The 24192-nt window shown below is 64.2% G+C and carries 16 protein-coding genes and 3 rRNA genes; 2 read left to right on the top strand and 17 right to left on the bottom strand.

What is annotated here, in order from left to right:
* Window positions 1–39: 39 nt before the first annotated feature.
* The 6 genes from rrf to N2K95_RS05900 form a co-directional block, all read right to left on the bottom strand.
* Window positions 40–156 (bottom strand): 5S ribosomal RNA (rrf, locus tag N2K95_RS05925).
* A gap of 275 nt (window positions 157–431) precedes the next feature.
* Window positions 432–3565 (bottom strand): 23S ribosomal RNA (locus N2K95_RS05920).
* A gap of 532 nt (window positions 3566–4097) precedes the next feature.
* A 16S ribosomal RNA gene (locus N2K95_RS05915) occupies window positions 4098–5625 on the bottom strand.
* Together the 16S, 23S and 5S rRNA genes form the textbook arrangement of a ribosomal RNA operon.
* Before the next feature lie 564 nt (window positions 5626–6189).
* Entirely contained in the window at window positions 6190–7515 is a 1326-nt protein-coding gene (tyrS, locus tag N2K95_RS05910; RefSeq protein ID WP_260653319.1) for a tyrosine--tRNA ligase, read from the bottom strand.
* 13 nt (window positions 7516–7528) lie between these two features.
* Window positions 7529–9790 (bottom strand): HelD family protein, encoded by a 2262-nt coding sequence (locus N2K95_RS05905; RefSeq protein ID WP_260653318.1) that lies wholly within the window; start codon window positions 9788–9790, stop codon window positions 7529–7531.
* Between the two features lie 152 nt (window positions 9791–9942).
* Window positions 9943–10497 (bottom strand): adenine phosphoribosyltransferase, encoded by a 555-nt coding sequence (locus N2K95_RS05900; RefSeq protein ID WP_255793512.1) that lies wholly within the window; start codon window positions 10495–10497, stop codon window positions 9943–9945.
* A 204-nt stretch (window positions 10498–10701) separates the two neighbouring features.
* Here N2K95_RS05900 and N2K95_RS05895 point away from each other — a divergent pair, with 204 nt between their 5' ends.
* Window positions 10702–11694 (top strand): aldo/keto reductase, encoded by a 993-nt coding sequence (locus tag N2K95_RS05895; RefSeq protein ID WP_260653317.1) that lies wholly within the window; start codon window positions 10702–10704, stop codon window positions 11692–11694.
* Window positions 11695–11746: 52 nt separating this feature from the next.
* Here N2K95_RS05895 and N2K95_RS05890 read toward each other — a convergent pair whose 3' ends face one another.
* The 11 genes from N2K95_RS05890 to argC form a co-directional block, all read right to left on the bottom strand.
* The gene (locus N2K95_RS05890; protein ID WP_260653316.1) at window positions 11747–12400 is read right to left on the bottom strand and encodes a DNA-3-methyladenine glycosylase; all 654 of its coding nucleotides are present in this window, start codon (window positions 12398–12400) and stop codon (window positions 11747–11749) included.
* 47 nt (window positions 12401–12447) lie between these two features.
* Window positions 12448–13305 (bottom strand): SRPBCC domain-containing protein, encoded by an 858-nt coding sequence (locus N2K95_RS05885; protein ID WP_260653315.1) that lies wholly within the window; start codon window positions 13303–13305, stop codon window positions 12448–12450.
* A gap of 199 nt (window positions 13306–13504) precedes the next feature.
* Window positions 13505–14026 carry a pyridoxine/pyridoxamine 5'-phosphate oxidase gene (locus tag N2K95_RS05880; RefSeq protein ID WP_260653314.1) on the bottom strand — a complete coding sequence of 174 codons (522 nt, stop codon included), beginning with the start codon at window positions 14024–14026 and terminating at the stop codon, window positions 13505–13507.
* Between the two features lie 116 nt (window positions 14027–14142).
* Window positions 14143–15600 carry an argininosuccinate lyase gene (argH, locus tag N2K95_RS05875; RefSeq protein ID WP_260653313.1) on the bottom strand — a complete coding sequence of 486 codons (1458 nt, stop codon included), beginning with the start codon at window positions 15598–15600 and terminating at the stop codon, window positions 14143–14145.
* 4 nt (window positions 15601–15604) lie between these two features.
* Window positions 15605–16813 carry an argininosuccinate synthase gene (locus N2K95_RS05870; protein ID WP_255793505.1) on the bottom strand — a complete coding sequence of 403 codons (1209 nt, stop codon included), beginning with the start codon at window positions 16811–16813 and terminating at the stop codon, window positions 15605–15607.
* Window positions 16814–16910: 97 nt separating this feature from the next.
* On the bottom strand, window positions 16911–17447 hold the full coding sequence (locus N2K95_RS05865) for an arginine repressor (RefSeq protein WP_255793504.1): 537 nt from the start codon (window positions 17445–17447) through the stop codon (window positions 16911–16913).
* Complete coding sequence (gene argF / locus N2K95_RS05860) at window positions 17444–18409, bottom strand: ornithine carbamoyltransferase (RefSeq protein ID WP_260653312.1); 966 nt, start codon at window positions 18407–18409, stop codon at window positions 17444–17446. Before argF ends, N2K95_RS05865 begins: the two co-directional genes overlap by 4 nt.
* A complete protein-coding gene (locus tag N2K95_RS05855) occupies window positions 18406–19686 on the bottom strand; it encodes an acetylornithine transaminase (protein ID WP_260653311.1) in 1281 nt (426 codons plus the stop codon). The genes argF and N2K95_RS05855 overlap by 4 nt, the downstream gene beginning before the upstream one ends.
* Window positions 19683–20606, bottom strand: coding sequence for an acetylglutamate kinase (gene argB / locus N2K95_RS05850; RefSeq protein WP_260653310.1), 924 nt, complete (start codon window positions 20604–20606; stop codon window positions 19683–19685). Before argB ends, N2K95_RS05855 begins: the two co-directional genes overlap by 4 nt.
* Window positions 20607–20619: 13 nt before the next feature.
* Window positions 20620–21846, bottom strand: a complete 1227-nt coding sequence (gene argJ, locus N2K95_RS05845) for a bifunctional glutamate N-acetyltransferase/amino-acid acetyltransferase ArgJ (protein WP_260653309.1) — start codon at window positions 21844–21846, stop codon at window positions 20620–20622.
* On the bottom strand, window positions 21846–22877 hold the full coding sequence (gene argC / locus N2K95_RS05840) for an N-acetyl-gamma-glutamyl-phosphate reductase (RefSeq protein WP_260653307.1): 1032 nt from the start codon (window positions 22875–22877) through the stop codon (window positions 21846–21848). The genes argJ and argC overlap by 1 nt, the downstream gene beginning before the upstream one ends.
* A gap of 120 nt (window positions 22878–22997) precedes the next feature.
* Here argC and N2K95_RS05835 point away from each other — a divergent pair, with 120 nt between their 5' ends.
* Window positions 22998–23960, top strand: a complete 963-nt coding sequence (locus tag N2K95_RS05835) for a quinone oxidoreductase family protein (RefSeq protein ID WP_260653306.1) — start codon at window positions 22998–23000, stop codon at window positions 23958–23960.
* The last annotated feature ends 232 nt before the right edge of the window (window positions 23961–24192 follow it).

Genomic DNA, 24192 nt, shown 5'->3' with positions numbered 1-24192 from the left:
CCCGTACCAACACTGGTACGGGCTCAACCTTCAAATATTGTCCGGCGGTGACCTACTCTCCCACATCCTCCCGGATGCAGTACCATCGGCGCTGTGGGTCTTAGCTTCCGGGTTCGGAATGGGACCGGGCGTTTCCCCCACGCTATGACCGCCGTAACCCTTCCACCCGCACCACACACCCAAAACCAACCGGGCATGCGTGGGGAAAACAATGGTTACAACACGTCCCGGAACCACCCCAACAAAGGGGGGTGCCGGCAGTGCGGTAAATTGTGAACCCTCCCCCGGACAAGGGGTAAGGGTTCGTGTTCCTGGGCGAACAACCAACGGGTTGTTGTCCGGGAACCACATAGTGGACGCAAGCAGCATGATCTACAACACCCTTTATACTTTGACGGACCGTTTGAAGTCGTGTCCGTCCAGGTGCTGGTGTGGTGTAAGTTATCGGCCTATTAGTACCGGTCAGCTTCACGGGTCTTTAGTCCCCGCTTCCACATCCGGCCTATCAACCCAGTGGTCTGGCTGGGGGCCTCTCACACACAAGGTGTATGGAAATCTCATCTCGAAGCGGGCTTCCCGCTTAGATGCTTTCAGCGGTTATCCCATCCGAACGTAGCTAATCAGCGGTGCACTTGGCAGTACAACTGACACACCAGAGGTTCGTCCGTCCCGGTCCTCTCGTACTAAGGACAGCCCTTCTCAAATTTCCTGCGCGCGCAGCGGATAGGGACCGAACTGTCTCACGACGTTCTAAACCCAGCTCGCGTACCGCTTTAATGGGCGAACAGCCCAACCCTTGGGACCTACTCCAGCCCCAGGATGCGACGAGCCGACATCGAGGTGCCAAACCATGCCGTCGATATGGACTCTTGGGCAAGATCAGCCTGTTATCCCCGAGGTACCTTTTATCCGTTGAGCGACGGCCATTCCACAATGTACCGCCGGATCACTAGTCCCGACTTTCGTCCCTGCTCGAGATGTCTCTCTCACAGTCAAGCTCCCTTGTGCACTTACACTCGACACCTGATTGCCAACCAGGCTGAGGGAACCTTTGGGCGCCTCCGTTACTCTTTAGGAGGCAACCGCCCCAGTTAAACTACCCATCAGGCACTGTCCCTGACCCGGATTACGGGCCGAAGTTAGATATCCAGTATGACCAGAGTGGTATTTCAACGATGACTCCACCCGAACTGGCGTCCGGGTCTCACAGTCTCCCACCTATCCTACACAAGCCACACCGAACACCAATACCAAACTATAGTAAAGGTCTCGGGGTCTTTCCGTCCTGCTGCGCGTAACGAGCATCTTTACTCGTACTGCAATTTCGCCGAGTTTATGGTTGAGACAGCGGGGAAGTCGTTACTCCATTCGTGCAGGTCGGAACTTACCCGACAAGGAATTTCGCTACCTTAGGATGGTTATAGTTACCACCGCCGTTTACTGGGGCTTAAATTCCCAGCTTCGCCCGTAAGGGCTAACCGGTCCTCTTAACCTTCCAGCACCGGGCAGGAGTCAGTCCGTATACATCGTCTTGCGACTTCGCACGGACCTGTGTTTTTAGTAAACAGTCGCTTCCCCCTGGTCTCTGCGGCCCCGATCCCCTCCGGACAGCAAGTGTCCATCAAGGTTGGGGCCCCCCTTCTCCCGAAGTTACGGGGGCATTTTGCCGAGTTCCTTAACCATAATTCTCTCGATCGCCTTAGTATTCTCTACCTGATCACCTGTGTCGGTTTGGGGTACGGGCGGCTGGAACCTCGCGCCGATGCTTTTCTAGGCAGCATAGGATCACCGGATCCCCCCGTGAGGGGGTCCCGTCGGATCTCAGGTTCGTCATCCAAGACACCGTGACGGATTTACCTATCACGGACCCTACGTCCTTAGACCAGGTCTACCATCGCCTGGCCCGGCTACCTTCCTGCGTCACACCTGTTAATACGCTTACCTCCCAGGATCAGGTCCCGTGCTCGGCCAAAACCCTCACACCACAAGGGTGATCGGGCAGGCTCCGGACGGTTAGTGTCCCCTGCTTGGTATGGGCGGTTCTTCGCCGGTACGGGAATATCAACCCGTTGTCCATCGACTACGCCTGTCGGCCTCGCCTTAGGTCCCGACTTACCCAGGGCAGATTAGCTTGACCCTGGAACCCTTGATCATTCGGCGGACGGGTTTCTCACCCGTCTTTCGCTACTCATGCCTGCATTCTCACTCGTGTAGGCTCCACCACTGGTTTACACCGCAGCTTCACTGCCCACACGACGCTCCCCTACCACTCCAGACGACTGAACCACGAAGGCTTATCTATATCTGAAATCCACAACTTCGGCGGTGTACTTGAGCCCCGCTACATTGTCGGCGCGGAATCACTTGACCAGTGAGCTATTACGCACTCTTTCAAGGGTGGCTGCTTCTAAGCCAACCTCCTGGTTGTCTGGGCAACTCCACATCCTTTCCCACTTAGCACACGCTTAGGGGCCTTAGTTGGTGGTCTGGGCTGTTTCCCTCTCGACTATGAAGCTTATCCCCCACAGTCTCACTGCTGCGCTCTCACTTACCGGCATTCGGAGTTTGGCTGACGTCAGTAACCTTGTAGGGCCCATTAGCCATCCAGTAGCTCTACCTCCGGTAAGAAACACGCAACGCTGCACCTAAATGCATTTCGGGGAGAACCAGCTATCACGGAGTTTGATTGGCCTTTCACCCCTACCCACAGCTCATCCCCTCCATTTTCAACTGAAGTGGGTTCGGTCCTCCACGACGTCTTACCGTCGCTTCAACCTGGCCATGGGTAGATCACTCCGCTTCGGGTCTAGATCACGCCACTGCATCGCCCTATTCAGACTCGCTTTCGCTACGGCTTCCCCTCACGGGTTAACCTCGCGACGTAACACTAACTCGCAGGCTCATTCTTCAAAAGGCACGCTGTCACAGCTACAAGGCTGCTCCAACGGTTTGTAGGCACACGGTTTCAGGTACTATTTCACTCCCCTCCCGGGGTACTTTTCACCTTTCCCTCACGGTACTTGTCCGCTATCGGTCATCAGGGAGTATTTAGGCTTACCAGGTGGTCCTGGCAGATTCGCACGGGATTTCTCGGGCCCCGTGCTACTTGGGATCCTCTCCAAGCGGCAGCATACATTCCGGTTACGGGGCTAACACCCTCTACGGCCCGGCTTTCAAACCGGTTCACCTATGCACCTGCACTCACTTCACCGATCCGGCAGAATCGGTACGGAAAGTCCCGCAACCCCAGTGATGCAACGCCCGCCGGCTATCACACACCACTGGTTTAGCCTCTTCCGCGTTCGCTCGCCACTACTAACGGAATCACTGTTGTTTTCTCTTCCTGTGGGTACTGAGATGTTTCACTTCCCCACGTTCCCTCCACGCACCCTATGTGTTCAGATGCGGGTCACCCGGTCACTCGCGCGCCGGGCGGGGTTTCCCCATTCGGACATCCTGGGATCAAAGTTCGGTTATCAACTCCCCCAGGCTTATCGCAGATTCCTACGTCCTTCTTCGGCTCCTGATGCCAAGGCATCCACCGTGTGCCCTTAAAAACTTGACCACAAAGATCAATTTATTATCGCTATCGAGAAAACCACGGTCTCCCCAGGCACCCTTTGAGGGGGCACCCGGATCCACCAGGTTTTTCTGAAATTGCACTTAATATTTTAAGATGCTCGCGTCCACTATGTAGTTCTCAAACAACAACCCCGTCACACCCATCCCCGCACCGAACAACCCCGTCAAGAGGTGTCACATGTGCGGTTCCGGCCTGCGCAGGAACAAACAGAAACAAACCAGTCAACCCGCAGACCCTCCCCCCTTTGACAAGGAGAGGATCACGGGTGCCTGTTGCTTCAGGACCCAACAGTGTGCCAAACGACGAACCGGCCCAACCAGGACTGCAGCAGGTGTTCCAGGAACCCTCCCAGGGGAGGGAACGTACTGACCCGTGCAGCCGGCATGCCGGCGCCTATCCATTGATATTCCACCCTTGAGCACCCACCGGAGAACATATGTCTCCGATATGGGCATCTCCTGCGAAGCACACATCCAACACTGTGGAAGGACATGGTCTTCGAGGTGCTCCTTAGAAAGGAGGTGATCCAGCCGCACCTTCCGGTACGGCTACCTTGTTACGACTTAGTCCCAATCGCCGGTCCCACCTTCGACGGCTCCCTCCCACAAGGGGTTAGGCCACCGGCTTCGGGTGTTACCAACTTTCGTGACTTGACGGGCGGTGTGTACAAGGCCCGGGAACGTATTCACCGCAGCGTTGCTGATCTGCGATTACTAGCGACTCCAACTTCATGAGGTCGAGTTGCAGACCTCAATCCGAACTGAGACCGGCTTTTTGGGATTAGCTCCACCTCACAGTATCGCAACCCTTTGTACCGGCCATTGTAGCATGCGTGAAGCCCAAGACATAAGGGGCATGATGATTTGACGTCGTCCCCACCTTCCTCCGAGTTGACCCCGGCAGTCTCCTATGAGTCCCCGCCATAACGCGCTGGCAACATAGAACGAGGGTTGCGCTCGTTGCGGGACTTAACCCAACATCTCACGACACGAGCTGACGACAACCATGCACCACCTGTAAACCGGCCACAAGTGGGGGACCTGTTTCCAGGCCTTTCCGGTTCATGTCAAGCCTTGGTAAGGTTCTTCGCGTTGCATCGAATTAATCCGCATGCTCCGCCGCTTGTGCGGGCCCCCGTCAATTCCTTTGAGTTTTAGCCTTGCGGCCGTACTCCCCAGGCGGGGCACTTAATGCGTTAGCTACGGCGCGGAAAACGTGGAATGTCCCCCACACCTAGTGCCCAACGTTTACGGCATGGACTACCAGGGTATCTAATCCTGTTCGCTCCCCATGCTTTCGCTCCTCAGCGTCAGTTAATGCCCAGAGACCTGCCTTCGCCATCGGTGTTCCTCCTGATATCTGCGCATTTCACCGCTACACCAGGAATTCCAGTCTCCCCTACATCACTCTAGTCTGCCCGTACCCACTGCAGACCCGGGGTTGAGCCCCGGGCTTTCACAGCAGACGCGACAAACCGCCTACGAGCTCTTTACGCCCAATAATTCCGGATAACGCTTGCGCCCTACGTATTACCGCGGCTGCTGGCACGTAGTTAGCCGGCGCTTCTTCTGCAGGTACCGTCACTTTCGCTTCTTCCCTGCTGAAAGAGGTTTACAACCCGAAGGCATTCGTCCCTCACGCGGCGTCGCTGCATCAGGCTTCCGCCCATTGTGCAATATTCCCCACTGCTGCCTCCCGTAGGAGTCTGGGCCGTGTCTCAGTCCCAGTGTGGCCGGTCACCCTCTCAGGCCGGCTACCCGTCGTCGCCTTGGTGGGCCATTACCCCAACCAACAAGCTGATAGGCCGCGAGTCCATCCAAAACCGCATAAAGCTTTCCACGGACCGCCATGCGGTGGTCCGTTGTATCCGGTATTAGACCCGGTTTCCCAGGCTTATCCCGAAGTCAGGGGCAGGTTACTCACGTGTTACTCACCCGTTCGCCACTAATCATTCTGTGCAAGCACAGAAGTCATCGTTCGACTTGCATGTGTTAAGCACGCCGCCAGCGTTCATCCTGAGCCAGGATCAAACTCTCCGTAAATGTGTTACAGACACAGACCGGGGACCAAGGAAAATTGGTCGACCGTCCTGCACTAAATTCGAAACCGGCTAAAAAAACCGCCCCTACCCACGGGGTGGGCGGAAACGGCCTGTTCAACCAATCAATATAAATAAATTGGTATCAATAAACTTGGCACACTATTGAGTTCTCAAACAACAGACGCAATCCGAAAATACTCGGGAAAACAATGTTTTCCTTTTCTTCTTCGCTGCAATGTTTTATATCTTATTCCATTCCGGCGTTATTTGCAATTCGCGGTTTCCCTCGTCGGGACCCCGTGAAAAGCGTTTCCGCCGTTCCGGACCCAGCATCAACCGGAGTCTTTTCCCGCCGGCCCTGCGAAGGGCACGCACCGGTTGGACTCTGTTTTTTGTTGGGGTTTGGCCGCCATGCTCGGGCGCTTTTCCAGCGTCCCGGCCGCGGCGACTCATGCAACTTTACACATCGGTTCCGGTCCTTGCAAACCGGATCGAAGTGATCCGCCGCACAAGCTCAAACCGCTCACGCGGACCGCTTACCTGCCTCCCGAAGGAAGCATTAAAACTATACGGCGGAGACCTCGACGCTTGCAAGGGTCCGCTTCCCGCGGCGCAGGACCAGGTACCGGCCGTGCAGCAGGTCCTTCGAATCCACTACGGCGTCGGCGTCGGTGACCTTGACGTTGTTTACGTAGGCACCGCCCTCGGACACCGTGCGGCGGGCTTCGGACTTGGTCTTGGAAAGCTCCGACGCGACAAGCAGGTCGATGATGCCCAGGGAATCCGGGGACACCACGGCCGCCGGCAGCTGTTCCGTTGCGGCCTTCAACGTCGCTTCGTCCAGTTCGGTCAGGTCACCCTGGCCGAACAGCGCAGCCGAAGCGGCAATCGCCTTGTCGGTTGCGTCGGTGCCGTGAATCAGCGACGTCACGTCGTAGGCCAGCGCACGCTGAGCCTCGCGCTTGTGCGGCGCCTCCTCGACAGCGCGGGCCAGCTCCTCAATCCGGGCCCGGCTCATGAAGGTAAAGATCTTGAGCCGGTCGACCACGTCAGCATCCGATGTGTTGAGCCAGAACTGGTACATGGCGTACGGGCTGGTCATGGTGCCGTCCAGCCAGACCGCATTGCCTTCGCTCTTGCCGAACTTGGTGCCGTCGCTGTTGGTGACCAGCGGGGTGCCCAGTGCGTGGACCGTCTTGCCCTCGACCTTGCGCACCAGTTCGGTGCCGCTGGTGAGGTTGCCCCACTGGTCCGATCCGCCCGTTTCCAGCACGCAGTTGTACTGGCGGAAGAGCTCGAGGTAATCCATGCCCTGCAGCACCTGGTAGCTGAACTCCGCGTAGCTGATGCCTTCATCGGAGTTCAGGCGCGAGGAAACGATTTCCTTCTTGATCATCGTCCCCACCCGGAAGTGCTTGCCGACGTCCCGCAGGAAATCGATGGCGCTCATCGGAGCGGTCCAGTCCAGGTTGTTCACCATGCGGGCGGAGTTCTCACCCTCGAAGCTCAGGAAGCGCTGCACCTGTCCCTGCAGGTACCCGACCCACTCCCCGACTGTCTCCTTGGTGTTCATGGTGCGTTCCGCCGTCGGGCGCGGGTCGCCGACCAGACCGGTGGAACCGCCGACCAGGGCCAGCGGCCGGTGGCCTGCGAGCTGCAGGCGGCGCATGGTGAGCAGCTGCACCAGGTTGCCCAGGTGCAGGCTCGGCGCCGTCGGGTCGAAGCCGCAGTAATACGTGATCGGTCCCCCGGCGAGAAGTTTTTCCAGCTCCGCCTCGTCGGTGGAGACCTGCACCAGGCCTCGCCACTTCAGTTCCTGCCAGATATTGGCAAAGGAGGAGTCATTCTGCTGGGCGCTGAGGCCTTCGGGGTTCACGATGTTGTCTGACACGCTTTCTAAATTATCAGTCTTCGGGAATGCCCGCGGGGATCCCGTTGGCGGCGATCAGGCGCAGCCGCTGGGTGGGGCGGGTCATGGCGACGTACAGGTCCCCTACCTTGCCGGCTGCTGCGGTCAGCAGTTCGGACGGTTCCAGGATGACGACGCCGTCGAACTCCAGGCCCTTGGCTTCCCGCGGGGAGGTCACCACGATGTCCTGTTCCAGCCCGCCGGCGCCGGAACCGACGCGGGGACCGTACACTTCGGTGACCGCGCGGCGGACGGCAGCGAGGCGGTGGTCCTCGGCAATGATCGCCAGCAGGCCGCCGTCGAGCGCGTCCAGATCCTCGGGCAGGGTTTCCAGCAGGCGCTGGAGCAGGCCGTCTTCGGAAACCTCGTCAATGAACGGCGCCCAGCGGCCCTCGCGCACGGCCTTCGGAGCCGAGACCACCAGGCCGGCCGCATTGGCCATGCGTACTGCGGCCTCGGCGATCTGCGCCGGGGTGCGGTAGTTCACGGTGAGCTCTTCGAGGGTCCAGCGCTCCCCCACGAACGGATCCAGTGCGGCCTGCCAGGACGTTGCCCCGGCCGCCGAACTGGTCTGGGCAATATCGCCCACCACAGTGAAGGACTTCAGCGGGCAGCGGCGCATCAGGAGCCGCCACTGCATGGCGGAGAGTTCCTGCGCTTCGTCAACCACGATGTGCCCGAAGGCCCAGGTCCGGTCGACGGCGGCGCGGTCGGCAGCAGTCAGCCGCTGCTCCCCCACCGCGTTGTGGTCCGCCAGGTCCTCTGCGGACAGGATGCCGTGGGCACCGGAGTCCTCCAGGAAGCCTTCGGTGTTGGCAATGGCGCTTTCGGCGTTGGCGAGGTCGCGCTTGCGCTGTTCCTCGCGGAGGGCGTTCTCACGCCCGGCCGAGGCATCCAGCTCGCCGAGCAGTTCCGCGGCTTCATCCAGCAGGGGGACGTCGGATTCGGTCCAGGGCGCGTCGGGGCTGCGGCGGAGCAGGTCCAGTTCGGCATCGGTGAGGTCCGGTGCGGCTGATTCCAGGTGACCGGGCTTGCTGAACAGCTCGGTGATGAGCTTTTCCGGGGTCAGCGGCATCCAGCACAGGTTCAGGGCGACGCGGACGTCGCGGGCACTGCGCACGTCCTCGGCGAGGTAGGCCCGGTCGGTGCTGTTGCCGGCTCCCGCCGATTCCTCGAGCTGTTCGGTCAGCTGCTCGGTCAGTTCGCGCAGGAGGATCTTCACGAAGGTCACGCGGGCCTCGTTGTGCGGCTTCCCGGTGGCGCGGGCCTTGTCCCGGGCACGCTGCACCTGCTTGGGCGTCAGGGTCAGGATGGTGCCCTCGACGTTCAGCTTCCGCGGTTCGCGCGGCAGGCGCTGCCGGTTGGCAACCGCCCGGGCGACGACGTCGGCCATGTACAGCCGGCCCTTGACCTCCGCGGTGGCCGGGTCCTCTTCGTGGGCGGCGGTGATGCCGGGCATCAGCTGCCCCAGGCTGGACATCACGACGCCGGTCTCGCCCAGGGAGGGCAGCACGCGTTCGATGTAGCGGATGAAGGCGTTGGACGGTCCCACCAGCAGCACGCCGGCCGACTTCAGCCGTTCGCGGTGGGTGTAGAGCAGGTACGCGGCGCGGTGCAGCGCCACGGCGGTCTTGCCCGTACCGGGACCGCCCTGGACTACCAGGGTTCCGGAGAGGGGAGCCCGGATGATGCGGTCCTGTTCGGCCTGGATGGTGCCCACGATGTCGGACATCTGTCCGGTCCGTTTGGAGTTCAGGGCAGCGAGGAGCGCACCTTCGCCCTGCAGCGCTTCCTCATCCTCCAGCATGGAGTAATCCAGCACGTCGTCCTCGATGGCCTGCACGTTGCGGCCCTTGAGGATCAGGTGCCGGCGGCGTCGTACGCCCTGGCGTTCGAAGGCGGTGGCCTGGTAGAACGTGCCCGCTTCGGGGGCGCGCCAGTCCACCATCAGCCGCTGCAGCTCCGCCGTCGAGAGGCCGATGCGGCCGATGTAGCGTTCCTCGCCGTCGTCGAGGTCCAACCGGCCGAACACGAGCCGGTCGTCGACGGCGTTCAGCTGCGCGAGGCGGTCCTCGTACATGGTGGCAAAGGCGTCCCGTTCGGAACGGTTCTGGTGGGAACCGGAGGCATGGCTGCGCCGGATCGCGGCCAGTTGCTCCCGCTTCTCCTCACGCAGCTCATCGAGGCGTGAGTAGAGACCGGCGACGTACTGACGCTCGTGTTCCAGCTCGTTGGAAGCTGAAGGTGTTTCAGGCATGTTCGAGTTCCCTCTCGCAAAGGCAGAGCGTCAATCTTACAGTGCATTTGGACTTTTGCAGGTCACTAATGTATGCGGTTTATCTCTCAGCTGCTGCCTGTGATGAGCGTGTCGCACACCATCCGGCACCGTCCCTTTGAAAGGGACGGACCCTAGTAACGGATCAGCGCGGTGACGGGGGTGTCGCCGAGGCGGTCCCGGCCGCCGAGGTCGCCCAGTTCCAGCACGACGCCGAATCCGGCAACTTCAGCGCCGGCCTTGCGGATCAGGCGGGCAGCAGCGCCAAGGGTTCCGCCGGTAGCCAGGACGTCGTCGAGAATCAGGACGCGCGAGCCCACGGGCATGTCGTCCCGGTGCAGTTCGAGGGTGCTGTCGCCGTATTCCATGGAGTAGCTCTCAGAGAACACTTCGCGGGGCAGCTTGCCGGGTTTGCGTACGGTGATGACGCCCTTGCCGGACGCGTAGGCCGCGGCGGCGGCGAGGAGGAAGCCCCGGGCTTCCACTCCTGCGACGAAGTCGAACTGTCCCTCAAACGGGGCAATCAGTGCATCCACGACGCCGCGGAGGGCGGGCCCGTCTGCGAAGACCGGGGTCAGGTCCCGGAAGACGATACCGGGCTTGGGGTAATCGGGGATGACAGCGCCCAGGCGTTCGATGGTTTGTTCAATGGACTCGTGGTTATCCGGTTCTGCCGGGGCATCTTTCACCCGTCCACCTTACCCGTTCCGCCCGGTCCGCGCCCGGGCCGTACGCCCGGCTGTGGGGCTTGTCTCGCCGGGTGCCTGCACCGCGGGAACCGGCCGGTGGAGAACCAGTGGGAGGAATAAAGGGCAGCGGACGCCGGTTTGCACCTTCCGGGCCCCTCCGAAGGACCCGGAATTTACCGCACCAACAGTCAAGGATTTCAACGAATGGCGAACCTGCACGAAGTGCTCAAGAACAAGATCGGATTCGGCACGGCCCCGCTGGGAAACATGTTCCGGAACATCCCGGAGGATGAGGCGCTGGCAACGGTCGAGGCGGCCTGGAACGAAGGGATCCGTTACTTCGACACCGCTCCCTTCTACGGCGCCGGCCTGGCGGAATCCCGTTTGGGCGAGGTGCTCTCACAGCACAACCGCGACGAGTACGTGCTCAGCACCAAAGTGGGACGGCTGATCCTGGACGAGGAAGAAGACAAGGGCTCCGGCCTCTTCACCCACGGGCGTTCGAACAAGATCGCCACGGATTACACCACGGACGCCACTCTGCGGTCCATCGAGGAGAGCCTGAACCGGCTCAAGACGGACCGTTTGGACTTCGTGTTCATCCACGACACGTCCCGCGACTTCCTCGGCGACGAGTGGATCTCCAAGTTCGACGAGGCGCGGACCGGTGCGTTCCGGGTACTCGCCCGCCTGCAGGATGAGGGCGTCATCAACGGCTGGGGCCTCGGCGTCAACACCACCGAACCCATCGAGCTGGCCATGGACATGGACGAGGCGGCTCCGACCATGAGCCTGTCCGCCACTCAGTACACGCTGCTGCAGCACGAGCGTGCCCTGCAGCGCATGATGCCTATGGCGCAGGAAAAGGGCGTAGGTATCGTCGTCGGCGGTCCGTTCAACTCCGGTGCCCTGCTGGGCGGCGACACGTTCGACTACGGAGAGATTCCTCCGCAGGTCCAGGCCCGGATCACCGAGCTGACCTCGGTCGCCTCCCGGCACGATGTGAGCCTGAAGGCAGCTGCCCTGCAGTTCTCCGCCGCTCACCCCGCCGTGGCTGCGGTCATCCCGGGCTCCAGCCGGCCCGGACGCGTCGCAGAGGATGTCGCGGCGATGAAGGCCGAGATCCCGGGTGCGTTCTGGGACGAACTGCTGGAAAAGAAGCTCATTTCCGCGCAGGCTCCGCTTCCGCGCTCCTAGCGGCAGCTTCACAGAACGGCGTTCCGGGTTTCCCGGGGCGCCGTTCTGTGTTTCACGGCCGCAGAGCCGTGGCTCCCGCGGACGCCGGTTGCCTGCGCGGCTGGGCGGGACGGTACTTGGACACAGTCGGGTCACCTGTGAGCCAATACCGCCACGGATATTCGTCCGAGCCGCCGGGGCCGCTGACTCCCACTCGCGGTCCGGTTGACAGGAGTTCCCGGCTCACCGGTTCGGCGGGCAATGCAAGCTGCAGGGGGTGCGCAAACACATCCGCTCCGTCCAGCGGCCGGGAAATGCCCAGGGCCTGGGCGAGCCGTGCCGGGCCACGCGCCAGGTCGAGCGGGTTGCGCGGGTTTCCCCGCCGCACCGCCGCGATATCGGCCCCCTCGACGATCTCGCCCGCCCGCAGCAGCAGCCCGGTGGCATCGCCTTCCGTTCCGCAGACGATGTTGGCGCAGTAATGCATGCCGTAGGTGAAGTACACGTACAGGTGCCCCGCCGGGCCGAACATGGTGGCGTTCCGCGCGGTCTGGCCGCGGAACGCGTGGGAGCCGGGATCGGCGTCACCCATGTAGGCCTCCACCTCGGTGATCCGCACACTGACGCGTTCGCCGTCGACGTCGTGGGTCAGGACCGCGCCCAACAGCTGGGGTGCCGCGGAGGTGGCAGGGACGGCAAGACGTTCTCGTTCACTCGCAAAAGCCATACTTCGACGGTAGCAAGCTTCGGCGGGGACGTTTTCCGGGGTGCTGCTCAGCTGTTTCCGGCTGACGCCCCGTAGAACTCCTTCAGGGCAGCCCGCCTCCGGGAGCTGGGATGCCAGGGATTGCCTGCAAGGTGGTCTCCGGCTGCGTCCAGGGCCTCGTGCCAGGTGGCGAGAAGGGCGGACGCCGCGTCTGATCCGCCGGTTCCACCGCTCAGCGGCTGCCGGACGACGACGCGGGTACGGCCGGCGTCGTCCGTAATGTCGACGGAGGCCTCCGCGCCGATGCCGAGGTCCGACGTCGCCCGGTCCAGTGCGCTGCCGACATCGCCGGCGGCGGCGTTGAACCAGCGTTCGAAGACGATCCCGGCAGCATCCACGCGGCCCATGGTGGGCGAGACATCGAATTCCTCGGCGTAAGCGTCGCGGAGGGCCTGCCACTGGTCCATGGATGTGCGGGCAGGTTCCCTGCCTGACGCGACGTCGTCGAACACGTCCAGGATCCCCTGCCACCCGGCGGCGCCTTCGGTGAGGAAATCCGCGCTTTCCTCGTGGGTGCGGAGCTGCAGCAACGAACCGTCGGGGGTTTCCAGCACCTGCCAGTCGAGAACGGATTCGTCCCCCAGCGGGTCCTCCCAGGTGAACTGCAGGCTAAGTCCGGGGCTCATCTGCAGCACGGTTCCGGTGACCTCCGCGGTGCCCATGTCCAGCCGGTATTCCTTGCCGAGCTGCCAGCCGGGACTCACCATGCCGAGCCACTGGGCCACCTTGTCCCCGTTGGTCAGCACCTCCCAGATGTGGCCCGCGGGGAAATCGAAACGGCGCTCAAAGACCAGGCTGTACCCGTCCGGGCGGCGCTCGATTCTTCCGGTGGGAACCGGCGTTTCAAGGGGGCTGGACTCGGTCATGGCGTGTCCTCCTGGGGTTCTTCCAAGGGTAGCTTCGGCGGGGGCGCCGCAGGGAGGGGCGGGTAGGTAGTCGAACCGAAAAGACGGGTATTCGGGGGTGCCGGGTGCGGCGTGATCGAGCAGGTTTTCGGGCCGGAAATGTCGGTGCCGGCTGAAAGTCTTGGGGTATGGAAAAAGCAGGCTCGAAGCTGGCTGAGTTTCAGAACACCATCCGATGCCGGATGTGGTGCCGGTCTGCCCGGGCCTGCCAGAATTCGATCTCCCGCGGTTTCAGTGCGTAGAGCTGCCATTGCGGGTTCGAGCTCCCGTCCGTGGCCGGCCTGGCGTCCCAGTCGGCAGCCGACGCTTCGGCGGACAGCTGCGCCACGGCCCCGGCCACCCGGATCTGCCGGCCACGTTCCGGCCAATAAAAGTTCATTGCTGCGTTCGGGTTTCCGTCCAGTTCCCCGCCTTTTCGCGAGGTGCGGGCCGTGGCGAACTGCCAGCCGCCGTCGTCGTCGATGTCCTTGAGGATGAGCATCCGCGAGGAAACATGCCCGTCTCCGTCCGCGGTCGCAAGGGAGAACGCATGCGGCTGCCGCACCCCGGCGGCCAGGGCATCGGAAAGCCACTGTCGGAAAAGCTCGGCGGGATCACGCGGTGCCGCGGCCGGATCGAAGTCGGGAAGGTCCTCGGGAAAGTCCGGCAGGGCGCGCAGCCGGGCCCGGAAGGAATCACTCATGCCGCCCAGCGTAGCTGGATGCCGGTGCCGCTGCTCCACCTGTCCCGGACCCCGGCACCAAATAGAACGGACCCCGCAGAGGCTCTCCACGGGGTCCGCCATCAGGTCGGGCAGAATCAGCCCGCGTAGCCGCGGACCTCGCCGATCTGCCGGTTCAGTTCCGCAAGCTGCAGCTCAACAGCGGACCGGGCGGTGCCGCCCTGGGAGCTGCGGCTGTCCAGCGAGCCTTCGGTGCTGAGCACAGTGCGCACCTCGGGCGTCAGGTGCGGTGAGATTCCGGCATAGTCTTCATCGGTCAGATCCCAGAGTTCGACGCCGCGGCCCTCGGCCAGCTGCACAGCGGATCCGGAGAGTTCATGCGCTTCCCGGAAGGGCACACCCTGGCGGACCACCCACTCGGCAATGTCGGTGGCCAGGGCAAAGCCCTGCGGTGCCAGCGACTGCATCCGCTCGGTGTTGAACTTCAGGGTTGCAATCATCCCGGACACCGCCGGAAGCAGTACCTCAAGGGTGTCGGCGGCGTCGAAGACCGGTTCCTTGTCTTCCTGCAGGTCGCGGTTGTAGGCCAGCGGAAGACCCTTCAGGGTGGCCAGCAGCCCGGCCAGGTCCCCGATGAGCCGTCCGGCCTTGCCGCGGGCAAGTTCGGCGACGTCGGGGTTCTTCTTCTGCGGCATGATCGAGGACCCGGTGGAGTACGCGTCGTCGAGCGTGATGAAGGAGAACTCCTTCGTGGCCCAGATGATGATCTCCTCGCTGACCCGTGACAGGTCCACGCCGATCATGGCCGCGATCCAGGAGAACTCGGCGTAGACATCGCGGGAAGCGGTGCCGTCAATGGAGTTCCACACCGCGGAATCGAACCCCAGGTCCGCTGCCACGGCGTTCGGATCAAGGCCAAGCGAGGAGCCGGCCAGGGCACCGGAACCGTAGGGAGAGACTGCCGCCCGCTTATCCCAGTCGGCCAGCCGCTGCACATCGCGCAGCAGGGACCAGGCATGGGCCAGCAGGTGGTGGCTGAGCAGGACCGGCTGGGCGTGCTGCAGGTGGGTGCGCCCGGGCATGGCCACCCCGAGGTGCGTCTGCGCCTGGCCCACCAGGGCATCGATCACCGACAGCACGCCGGCGCCGATGATGCGGGCGTGGTCCCGCAGGTACATCCGGCCGAGGGTGGCGATCTGGTCATTGCGGGACCGGCCCGCCCGAAGCTTGCCGCCCAGCTGGGTGCCTGCCCGTTCGATCAGTCCGCGTTCCAGCGAGCCGTGCACATCCTCATCCGACGGCGCAGGCTGGTACGCGCCGGACTTTACGTCGTCGTCAAGCTGGTCCAGGGCGACGAGCATGCCCTCCAACTCGGCGTCGTCGAGCAGGCCGGCCTTGTGCAGTACCCGGGCATGCGCCCGGGAGCCTGCAATGTCATAGCCGGCAAGCCGCCAGTCGAAGTGGGTGGACTTGCTCAGCTCCGCAAGGGCGTCTGCCGGGCCGCCGGCGAACCGGCCGCCCCACAGGGCACCCTGGACGGTTGAACCGGAGGACCCGGCGCCCGCTGCTTCTTCTGGCGACTTGCCGTGGCTCATGTGCTTACTTACCTTCTGCTAGGCGCTGGTCGCGGCCGGAGGCCACCTTGGAGGACATCCCGAACAGCTCGATGAAGCCGCGGGCCATGGACTGGTCGAAGCTGTCACCGGTGTCGTAGGTGGCCAGGTTGAAGTCATACAGGGATGACTCGGAGCGGCGGCCGGTCACTACCGGACGGCCGGCGTCGAGGGTCATGCGGATGTCGCCGGAAACGTACTTCTGGGTGTCGCCGATGAAGGCGTCCAAGGACTGCTTCAGCGGGGAGAACCACTGGCCGTCGTAGACCAGCTCGGTCCAGCGCTGGCCGACCGTCTTCTTGAAGCGGGCCTGCTCGCGCTCGACCGTGACGTTTTCCAGCTCGCGGTGTGCTGCCATCAGGGCCATGGCACCGGGAGCTTCATAGATTTCGCGGCTCTTGATGCCCACGAGGCGGTCTTCGACGATGTCGATCCGGCCGATGCCCTGGGCGCCGGCGCGGCGGTTCATTTCCTCGATGGCCTGCAGCGGAGTGACCGGCTTGCCGTCAATGGCTACCGGCACGCCTTCCTTGAACGTGATGACAACTTCATCCGGAGCCGGAGCGGACGCCGGATCGGAGGTGTACTCGTAGACGTCCGGGGTGGGGCCGTTCCAGATGTCTTCCAGGAAACCGGTCTCCACGGCACGTCCCCAGACGTTGGCGTCGATGGAGAACGGGTTCTTCTTGGTGGTGGCGATCGGCAGGTTCTTCTCCTCCGCGAAGGCAATGGCCTTGTCGCGGGTGAGGGCCAGGTCGCGGACCGGTGCAATGCACTTCAGGTCCGGGCCCAGGGTCTGGATGCCGACTTCGAAGCGCACCTGGTCGTTGCCCTTGCCGGTGCAGCCGTGGGAGACGGTGGTGGCGCCGAACTGGCGGGCAGCAGCCACCAGGTGCTTGACGATCACGGGGCGGGAAAGTGCCGAGACCAGCGGGTAGGCATCCATGTAGAGGGCGTTGGCCTTCAGCGCGGGCATGCAGTACTCGGTGGCGAATTCCTCGCGGGCGTCCGCCACGTAGGCTTCGACGGCGCCGCAGTCCAGGGCCCGCTGGCGGATGGTTTCCAGGGACTCGCCGCCCTGCCCTACGTCCACGGCTACGGCGATGACTTCAGCGCCGGTTGCCTCGGCAATCCAGCCGATGGCCACTGACGTATCCAGGCCACCGGAATAGGCCAGAACAATACGTTCGCTCACAGGTTTTGCTCCTCTTGCATTGGTTGCGGCCCTTACGGGCCGCTGGTTGGTTCAGGATGAAAGTTGGTGGAAGGTCCGCTGCTCAGCGGACCTTCGGTTACAGGATCCGGCTCTCGGGCGCGGAGCCGTTGTTGCTGGCTTCGTCGGCGATGCGCAGGAAGCGGGCGGCCAGGTCTGGCCCGCCCTCGGGGTCCCGCGTCACCATCATGACGGTGTCGTCACCGGCAATGGTGCCCAGCACGGACGGCAGGATGGAATGGTCGATCGCCAGCGCCAGGAAATTCGCGGCTCCGGGCGGAGTCCGCAGCACCACGATATTCGCCGAAGCTTCGGCGGTGACCAGCAGTTCTCCGCAGAGCCGGGCCAGCCGGGCGTCGAGGACTTCCTGGGTGACGCCTGATTTGGGCGCCCGCTCCCCACCCTCGGACGGAACGGCGTACACCAGGGCACCGTCCTTGCCGCGCATGCGCACCGCTCCCAGTTCCACCAGGTCGCGGGAGAGCGTCGCCTGCGTCACCTGCACGCCGTCGTCGGCCAGCAGTGCGGCAAGTTCTGCCTGGGAACGGATGGACAGGCCGGTCAGCAGGGTGCGGATGCGCGCCTGGCGGGCGGTCTTTGTCGCCGGCATGGTCATGACCGGGCCTCCGGAATCCCGGTGAGGCCGGACTGCGCCATGAGCCAGACCATCAGGGCTTTCTGGGCGTGCAGGCGGTTCTCGGCTTCGTCCCACACCACGGACTGCGGTCCGTCAAGCACGTCGGCGGAGATTTCGTAGCCGCGGTAGGCGGGCAGGCAGTGAAGGACGACGGCGTCGTCCGCGGCCGACGCCATGGCGTCGGCGTCCACGGCGTAGCTGCGGAACAGCTCCTGCCGGGCGGCCTTTTCGGCTTCCTGCCCCATGGACACCCAGGTATCGGTGGCGACGACGTCGGCCCCGGCCAGGGCTTCGACGGCGTCGGTCGTGATGGTGACGGAGCCGCCGGTCTCTTCGGCCCGGGCGGCAGCGGCGTCCACTATCCGCGGCTCAGGGAGGTAGCCCAGCGGGCCGGCAACCCGGACGTGCATGCCTGCGGTGACGCCGGCGAGCAGGTAGGAGTTGGCCATGTTGTTGGCGCAGTCGCCGAGGTAGGCGAGGGTGAGGCCGGCGAGCGTGCCCTTGTGCTCGCGGATGGTCATAAGATCCGCGAGGAGCTGGCAGGGGTGGTAGTCGTCGGACAGTGCGTTGATGACCGGCACCGAGGAGTTCGCTGCCATTTCCTCCAGGCCGGACTGCGCGTAGGTCCGCCAGACAATGGTGGAGACCATGCGTTCGAGCACCTTGGTGGTGTCCGCGACGCTCTCCTTGTGTCCCAGCTGGGACTCCCCCGCACCGATGATCAGCGGGACGCCGCCCAGGTCCGAAATGCCGGCGGCAAAGGACACCCGGGTCCGGGTGGAGGTCTTGTCGAAAATGACCGCGACGGTCTTGCGGCCGGTCGATTCGCCGGCGAACGGCTGGTGTTTGTAGCGGTCCTTCTTCAGGGCATCGGCCAGATCCAGGACTTCGGCCTGCTCCGCCTGCGTGAGGTCGGTGTCGACCAGGAAATGACGGGTCATGGTTTTCCTTCAGTGGTTGTGCTGGAGAAAGCGGGTGCTGCTGATGAGGCCCGGGCCGCACCCAGGATGCCCGGCAGTGCATCCAGGAAGCTCCCGGCCTGTTCTGCGGTGAGGATCAGCGGAGGAGCCAGCCGCAGCGTTGCCGGGCCGGTGCTGTTGATGATGAAGCCGGCGTCCAGTGCAGCCGCGACCGCTGCCGGAGCAACGTCGTCGTCGAGGTCGATGCCGATGAGGAAGCCTTCGCCCCGCACCTCGGCCACGGACTCCATGGCCGCCAGTTCCCGGCGCAGGTATTCCCCGGTGGTACGCACATTGGCCAGCACTTCGGAGGATTCCAGCACCGAGAGGGTGGCCAGGGCCGCAGCGGCGGCAACGGGATTGCCGCCGAAGGTTGTGCCGTGCATCCCGGCGGCCAGCAGGGTGGACGCCGTTTCACCGAAGGTCAGCAGCGCACCGACCGGGAATCCGCCGCCCAGCCCCTTGGCCAGGGTCATGGCGTCCGGAAGAACGCCTTCGGAAGCGAACCATTTGCCCGTGCGGCCAATCCCGGTCTGCACTTCGTCAATGACCAGCAGTGCTCCCGCAGCGCGGGTGGCATCGCGGGCGGCGCGGAGGTAGCCCTCGGGCAGGGGCCGCACACCGGCCTCGCCCTGGATGGGTTCCAGGAAGACGGCGGCCACGGTTTCGTCGACGGCCGCCAGCAGCGCATCGACGTCACCGAACGGAAGGTGCTCCACGCCGGCGGGCAGCGGCTCGAACGGCTCCCGGTAGGCAGGCTTGGCCGTGAGCGCCAGCGCTCCCATGGTCCGGCCATGGAACGCTCCCTCGAGTGCCAGGATGCGGGTACGGCCGGCAGCGGGATCGGAATTCCGCCGGGCCAGCTTGAAAGCAGCCTCGTTGGCCTCGGCACCGGAGTTCGCGAAGAACACCTTCGACCCCTGCGGGGCGCCGGCGAGCGAAAGCAGGCGTTCGGCGAGCTGCACCTGCACTGGGCTGGTGAAAAAGTTGGAGACATGGCCGAGGGTGGCGAGCTGATCGGACACCGCCGCTACGAGCGCCGGATGTGCGTGGCCCAGCGAGTTGACCGCAATGCCGCCCAGCAAATCGAGGTACTGCTTTCCGTCGGCGTCCTCCACGTAGCAGCCGCTGCCGCTCACGAGCGCCCGCTGCGGAGCGCCGAAGACGCCCATCAGGGACGAGTCGTAGCGGTCCAGCCAGGCCTGCTGGGCCCCTGCTGCGGCGCCGGGCGGCGTGCCCTGGGGTTCCTGGTTACTCATGGCTGTTCCTCCGGTACTACCTGGGTGCCGATCCCGGCTTCGGTAAAGATTTCCAGCAGCATGGAGTGCGCCATCCGGCCGTCGACGACCGCGGCACGGTCCACTCCCCCTTCGACGGCGGCCAGGCACGCCTGCATCTTGGGGATCATGCCAGATTCAAGGCCGGGCAGCATGGTCCGCAGTTCCGCGGTGGTCAGCGAGGAGATCAGCGAGGATTTATCCGGCCATGCCCCGTAGAGGCCTTCCACGTCCGTAAGCACCACCAGCCGCGACGCGCCCAGGGCTACTGCCAGGGCGGAGGCGGCCGTATCCGCGTTGACGTTGAGCACCTGTCCGGTGGTGCCGCCGTCGGCGTTCACCTCAGGTGCCACCGTGCTGATCACCGGGATCCGTCCGGCGGCAATGATGTCCAGGATCGCACCGGGGTTGACCCCCACTACTTCCCCGACCAGGCCCAGGTCCACTTCCACGCCGTCCACCACGGCGCCGGTCCGCACGGCCTCCAGCAGGCCGCCGTCCTCGCCGGACAGGCCCACGGCGTAGGGACCGTGCGCGTTAACGAGCCCCACGAGCTCGCGGCCCACCTGGCCGGTCAGGACCATACGCACGGCGTCCATCGCCTCGGGAGTAGTCACCCGCAGCCCGCCGCGGAATTCTGAAGCAATACCGAGCCGGTCAAGCATGGCGCTGATCTGCGGACCGCCGCCGTGGACCACCACCGGGTGTACGCCAGCGTGATGGAGAAACACGATGTCATCGGCAAACGCGCGCCGAAGGTCTTCATTGACCATGGCATTGCCGCCGTACTTGATGACCATGGTGGTGCCGGCGAAGCGCTGGATCCAGGGCAGCGCCTCGATCAGCGTTTCCGCTTTGTCCTGCGCCCGCAGCCGTTCGCCGGCCGCTGCTGGTGTGATCATGACTGTCCCCCGGTCAGCTGCTGTACGCAGAATTCTCGTGGACGTAATCCGTGGTGAGATCGTTCGTCCAGATGGTGGCGCTTTCCGTGCCGGCGTGCAGATCGATTTCCACGTTCACTGCGCGCGGTGCCAGGTCCACGTTTTCCCGGGGATCACCGATCCCGCCGTTCCGGCAGACCTGCACCCCGTTGATCGTGACGTCAATCCGGTCCGGTTCGAACGCCGCGTCGGTGGTGCCGACCGCGGACAGCACCCTGCCCCAGTTCGGGTCATTGCCGAAAATGGCGGTCTTGAACAGGTTGGAGCGGGCGACGGCGCGTGCAGCCGTTTCCGCATCAGCGACCGTCGCGGCGTTGACCGTGGTGATCGCAATGTCGTGGCTGGCACCTTCGGCATCCGTGATGAGCTGCTGCGCCAGCGAGAGGCAGACCTCGGTGAGTCCGCTGGCGAAGTCCACTGTTTCGGGCCCGGCACCCGAGGCGCCGGAAGCCATCAGGATCACGGTGTCGTTCGTGGACATGCAGCCGTCCGAATCGGTCCGGTCGAAGGTCACGGCCGTCGCGGCCCGCAGCGCCGAGTCCAGGGCAGGTGCCGGCAGGTCCGCGTCGGTGGTCAGGACCACCAGCATCGTGGCCAGCCCGGGGGCAAGCATTCCGGCGCCCTTGGCCATCCCGCCGATCCGGTAGGTCCGGCCGGAGCCGTCCGTGCCGGTGAAGAGCGCCTGCTTGGCCACGGTGTCGGTGGTCATGATGGCGTGCGCTGCGTCAGCACCGGCGTCATCGGACAGTGCGTCGACAGCGTCCCGGATACCGGAGAGCAGCTTGTCCATGGGCAGCTGGAGGCCGATCAGGCCGGTGGAGCAGACCAGCACGTCGGCGGCGCTGAGTCCCAGGAGTTCCGCGGTCTGTTCGGCGGTGGTGTGGGCGTTCCGGAACCCTTCGGGGCCGGTGCAGGCGTTGGCTCCGCCGGAGTTCAGGATGACGGCGTCGGCCCGTCCGTCGGACACCGCCTGCCGGGACCACAGCACAGGGGCGGCCGTGATCCGGTTCCGGGTAAAGACGGCGGCGGCGGCCTTCGACGGACCGTCGTTGACCACCAGGGCGACGTCGCGTCCGCCGGAATCCTTCAGGCCGGCGGCCACGCCGGCGGCGCGGAAGCCCGCCGGAGCGGTGATTCCGGTGGTTCCGGTGGTTCCGGTGGCGCTGGCGGTAGTCGATCCGGTCGTTGATTCGGCACTCATTACGGTGCCACCCCCTGCTGTGTCAGTCCCGCGGTTTCATCCAGGCCGAGGGCAATGTTCATGGACTGCACGGCGCCGCCGGCAGTTCCCTTGTTGAGGTTGTCGATCACGCAGCTGACAATCACCCGGTTCGCATGGGGATCGTAGGCCAGCTGCATCACGGCGTAGTTGGAGCCGACCACCATCTTGGTGGCGGGCCACTGCCCTTCCGGCAGCACCCGGACAAAGTGCTCCGAGGCATACGCAGATTCCCACGCCGCGCGCAGGTCTGCCGGGTCGACGCCGGGGCGGACCTTCGCGGTGGCGGTGGTGAGGATTCCGCGGGCCATCGGAGCAAGCGTGGGCGTGAAGGACACGGCCACGGACTCGCCGGCGGCGGCGGACAGGCCCTGTTCGATTTCCGGGGTATGCCGGTGGCTGCCGCCCACTCCGTACGGGCTCATGCCGCCCAGGACCTCCGAGCCCAGCAGGTGCGGCTTGGCGGCCTTGCCGGCACCGGAAGTGCCGGAAGCCGAAACGATGACGACGTCCTCCGGCTCCAGCAGCCCGGCGGAAAATCCGGGAGTCAGCGCCAGGAGGGAGCTTGTGGGGTAGCAGCCGGGCACGGCAATCCGGCGGGCGCCTTTGAGGCGTTCACGGTGGCCGGGCAGTTCGGGCAGCCCGTACGGCCAGGTGCCGGCATGCTCAGAACCGTAGAACTTCTCCCACGCGAGGGGATCCTCGAGCCGGTGGTCCGCGCCGGCGTCGATGACCAGGGTGCCGGGATCCAGCTGTGCCGCGATCCCTGCGCTGGCACCGTGCGGCAGGGCCAGGAACACAACGTCGTGTCCGGCCAGGGTTTCGACAGTGGTGTCCGCCAGCACCCGGTCGGCGAGGGAATGCAGGTGCGGCTGCAGCTCCCCCAGCCGGCTGCCTGCGTTGCTGTGGGCCGTAATGGCACCAATGGATACTTCCGGATGGCCGGCCAGCAGGCGCAGCACTTCACCGCCGGCATAGCCGCTGGCGCCCGAGACTGCTACGGAAATCGTCATGCCCCCACCCTACAGCACACTTATGCACTGCTTCCAATATTTATGCAGGCCCTATGATTGGACCCACATCGGGCGGCGCTGCAGCCCGGCACCGAACAGCGAAGCAGAAGAGGCCATGCCATGCACAAAGCCATTGTCGTCCCGCAGCCCGGCGGACCGGAAATCCTGCGCTATGAAGACGTTGCCCTTCCCCAGCCCGGACCCCGCGAGATCCTGGTCAAAGTAGCGGCGGCGGGCGTGAACTTCATCGACACCTATCAGCGCGGCGGCGTTTATCCGATGTCATATCCCTTCACACCCGGTTCCGAAGCCGCCGGAACCGTGGTGTCCGCCGGACTTGAGTCGGGCTTCCGCGAGGGCGACCGGGTAGCCACCGCGGAGGGCCGCGGCGCCTACGCCGAGTACATGCTGTTGGATGCAGATGTGGCGCTGCCGGTGCCTGCCGGAATCCGGGACGACACCGCGGCCGCACTTCTGCTCCAGGGTATTACCGCGCATTACCTGTGCAACTCCACTTTTCCCGTGCAGGAAGGGCAGACCGCGCTGGTGCATGCCGGGGCCGGCGGCGTGGGACTGCTGCTGATCCAGCTGCTCAAGGCCAAGGGCGCAACGGTGATCACCACCGTGTCCACCGAGGAAAAGGAGCAGCTTGCCCGCGGAGCCGGGGCCGACCATGTGCTGCACTATGACGGGTTCGCGGACCAGGTCCGTGCCCTCACGGGCGGACAGGGTGTGGACGTGGTGTACGACGGCGTCGGGCAGGCAACCTTCGACGGCTCGCTGGCGAGCCTGCGCACCCGGGGCATGATGGTGCTCTTCGGCGCCGCCTCCGGGCAGGTCCCGCCGTTCGACATCCAGCGGCTGAACTCCTCCGGCTCGCTGTTCCTGACCCGGCCTACCGTGGCGCACCACCTGCTCACGCCCGAGGAACGGCAGTGGCGGGTCCGCGAGCTGTTTGACGCGGTCCTGGCGGGGAAGCTGGACGTACGGATCGGACAGACCTATCCGCTGGAGGAAGCGTCCCGGGCGCACACGGACCTTGAGGGGCGCAGGACCACGGGGAAGGTACTACTGGTCCCCTAACGCCGCTGAACTGCTACCAGCGGTCTGCCGGCTTCGGGCACTGCACGTACTAAACACGTAGTGGATACCCGTGTCCAGCCGGCGAGGACCCGGTCTACTGTAAGTCCGCTTCGCGCCTGGATGATCAAAGCCAGAAGGCCTAGCCGGTGCTGATATTTTTGTCGACTGCATTTGTGCTGTCCCGGGAGGAGCCGTTATGTTGCCTCAGCCATCCAGTGGAACCGGACGCACA

It is taken from the genome of Arthrobacter zhaoxinii, from assembly GCF_025244925.1.
Classification (GTDB): Bacteria; Actinomycetota; Actinomycetes; order Actinomycetales; family Micrococcaceae; genus Arthrobacter_B; species Arthrobacter_B zhaoxinii.
Note: the sequence above shows the minus strand (reverse complement) of the source record. Positions and strands in the feature narration are given on the sequence as shown.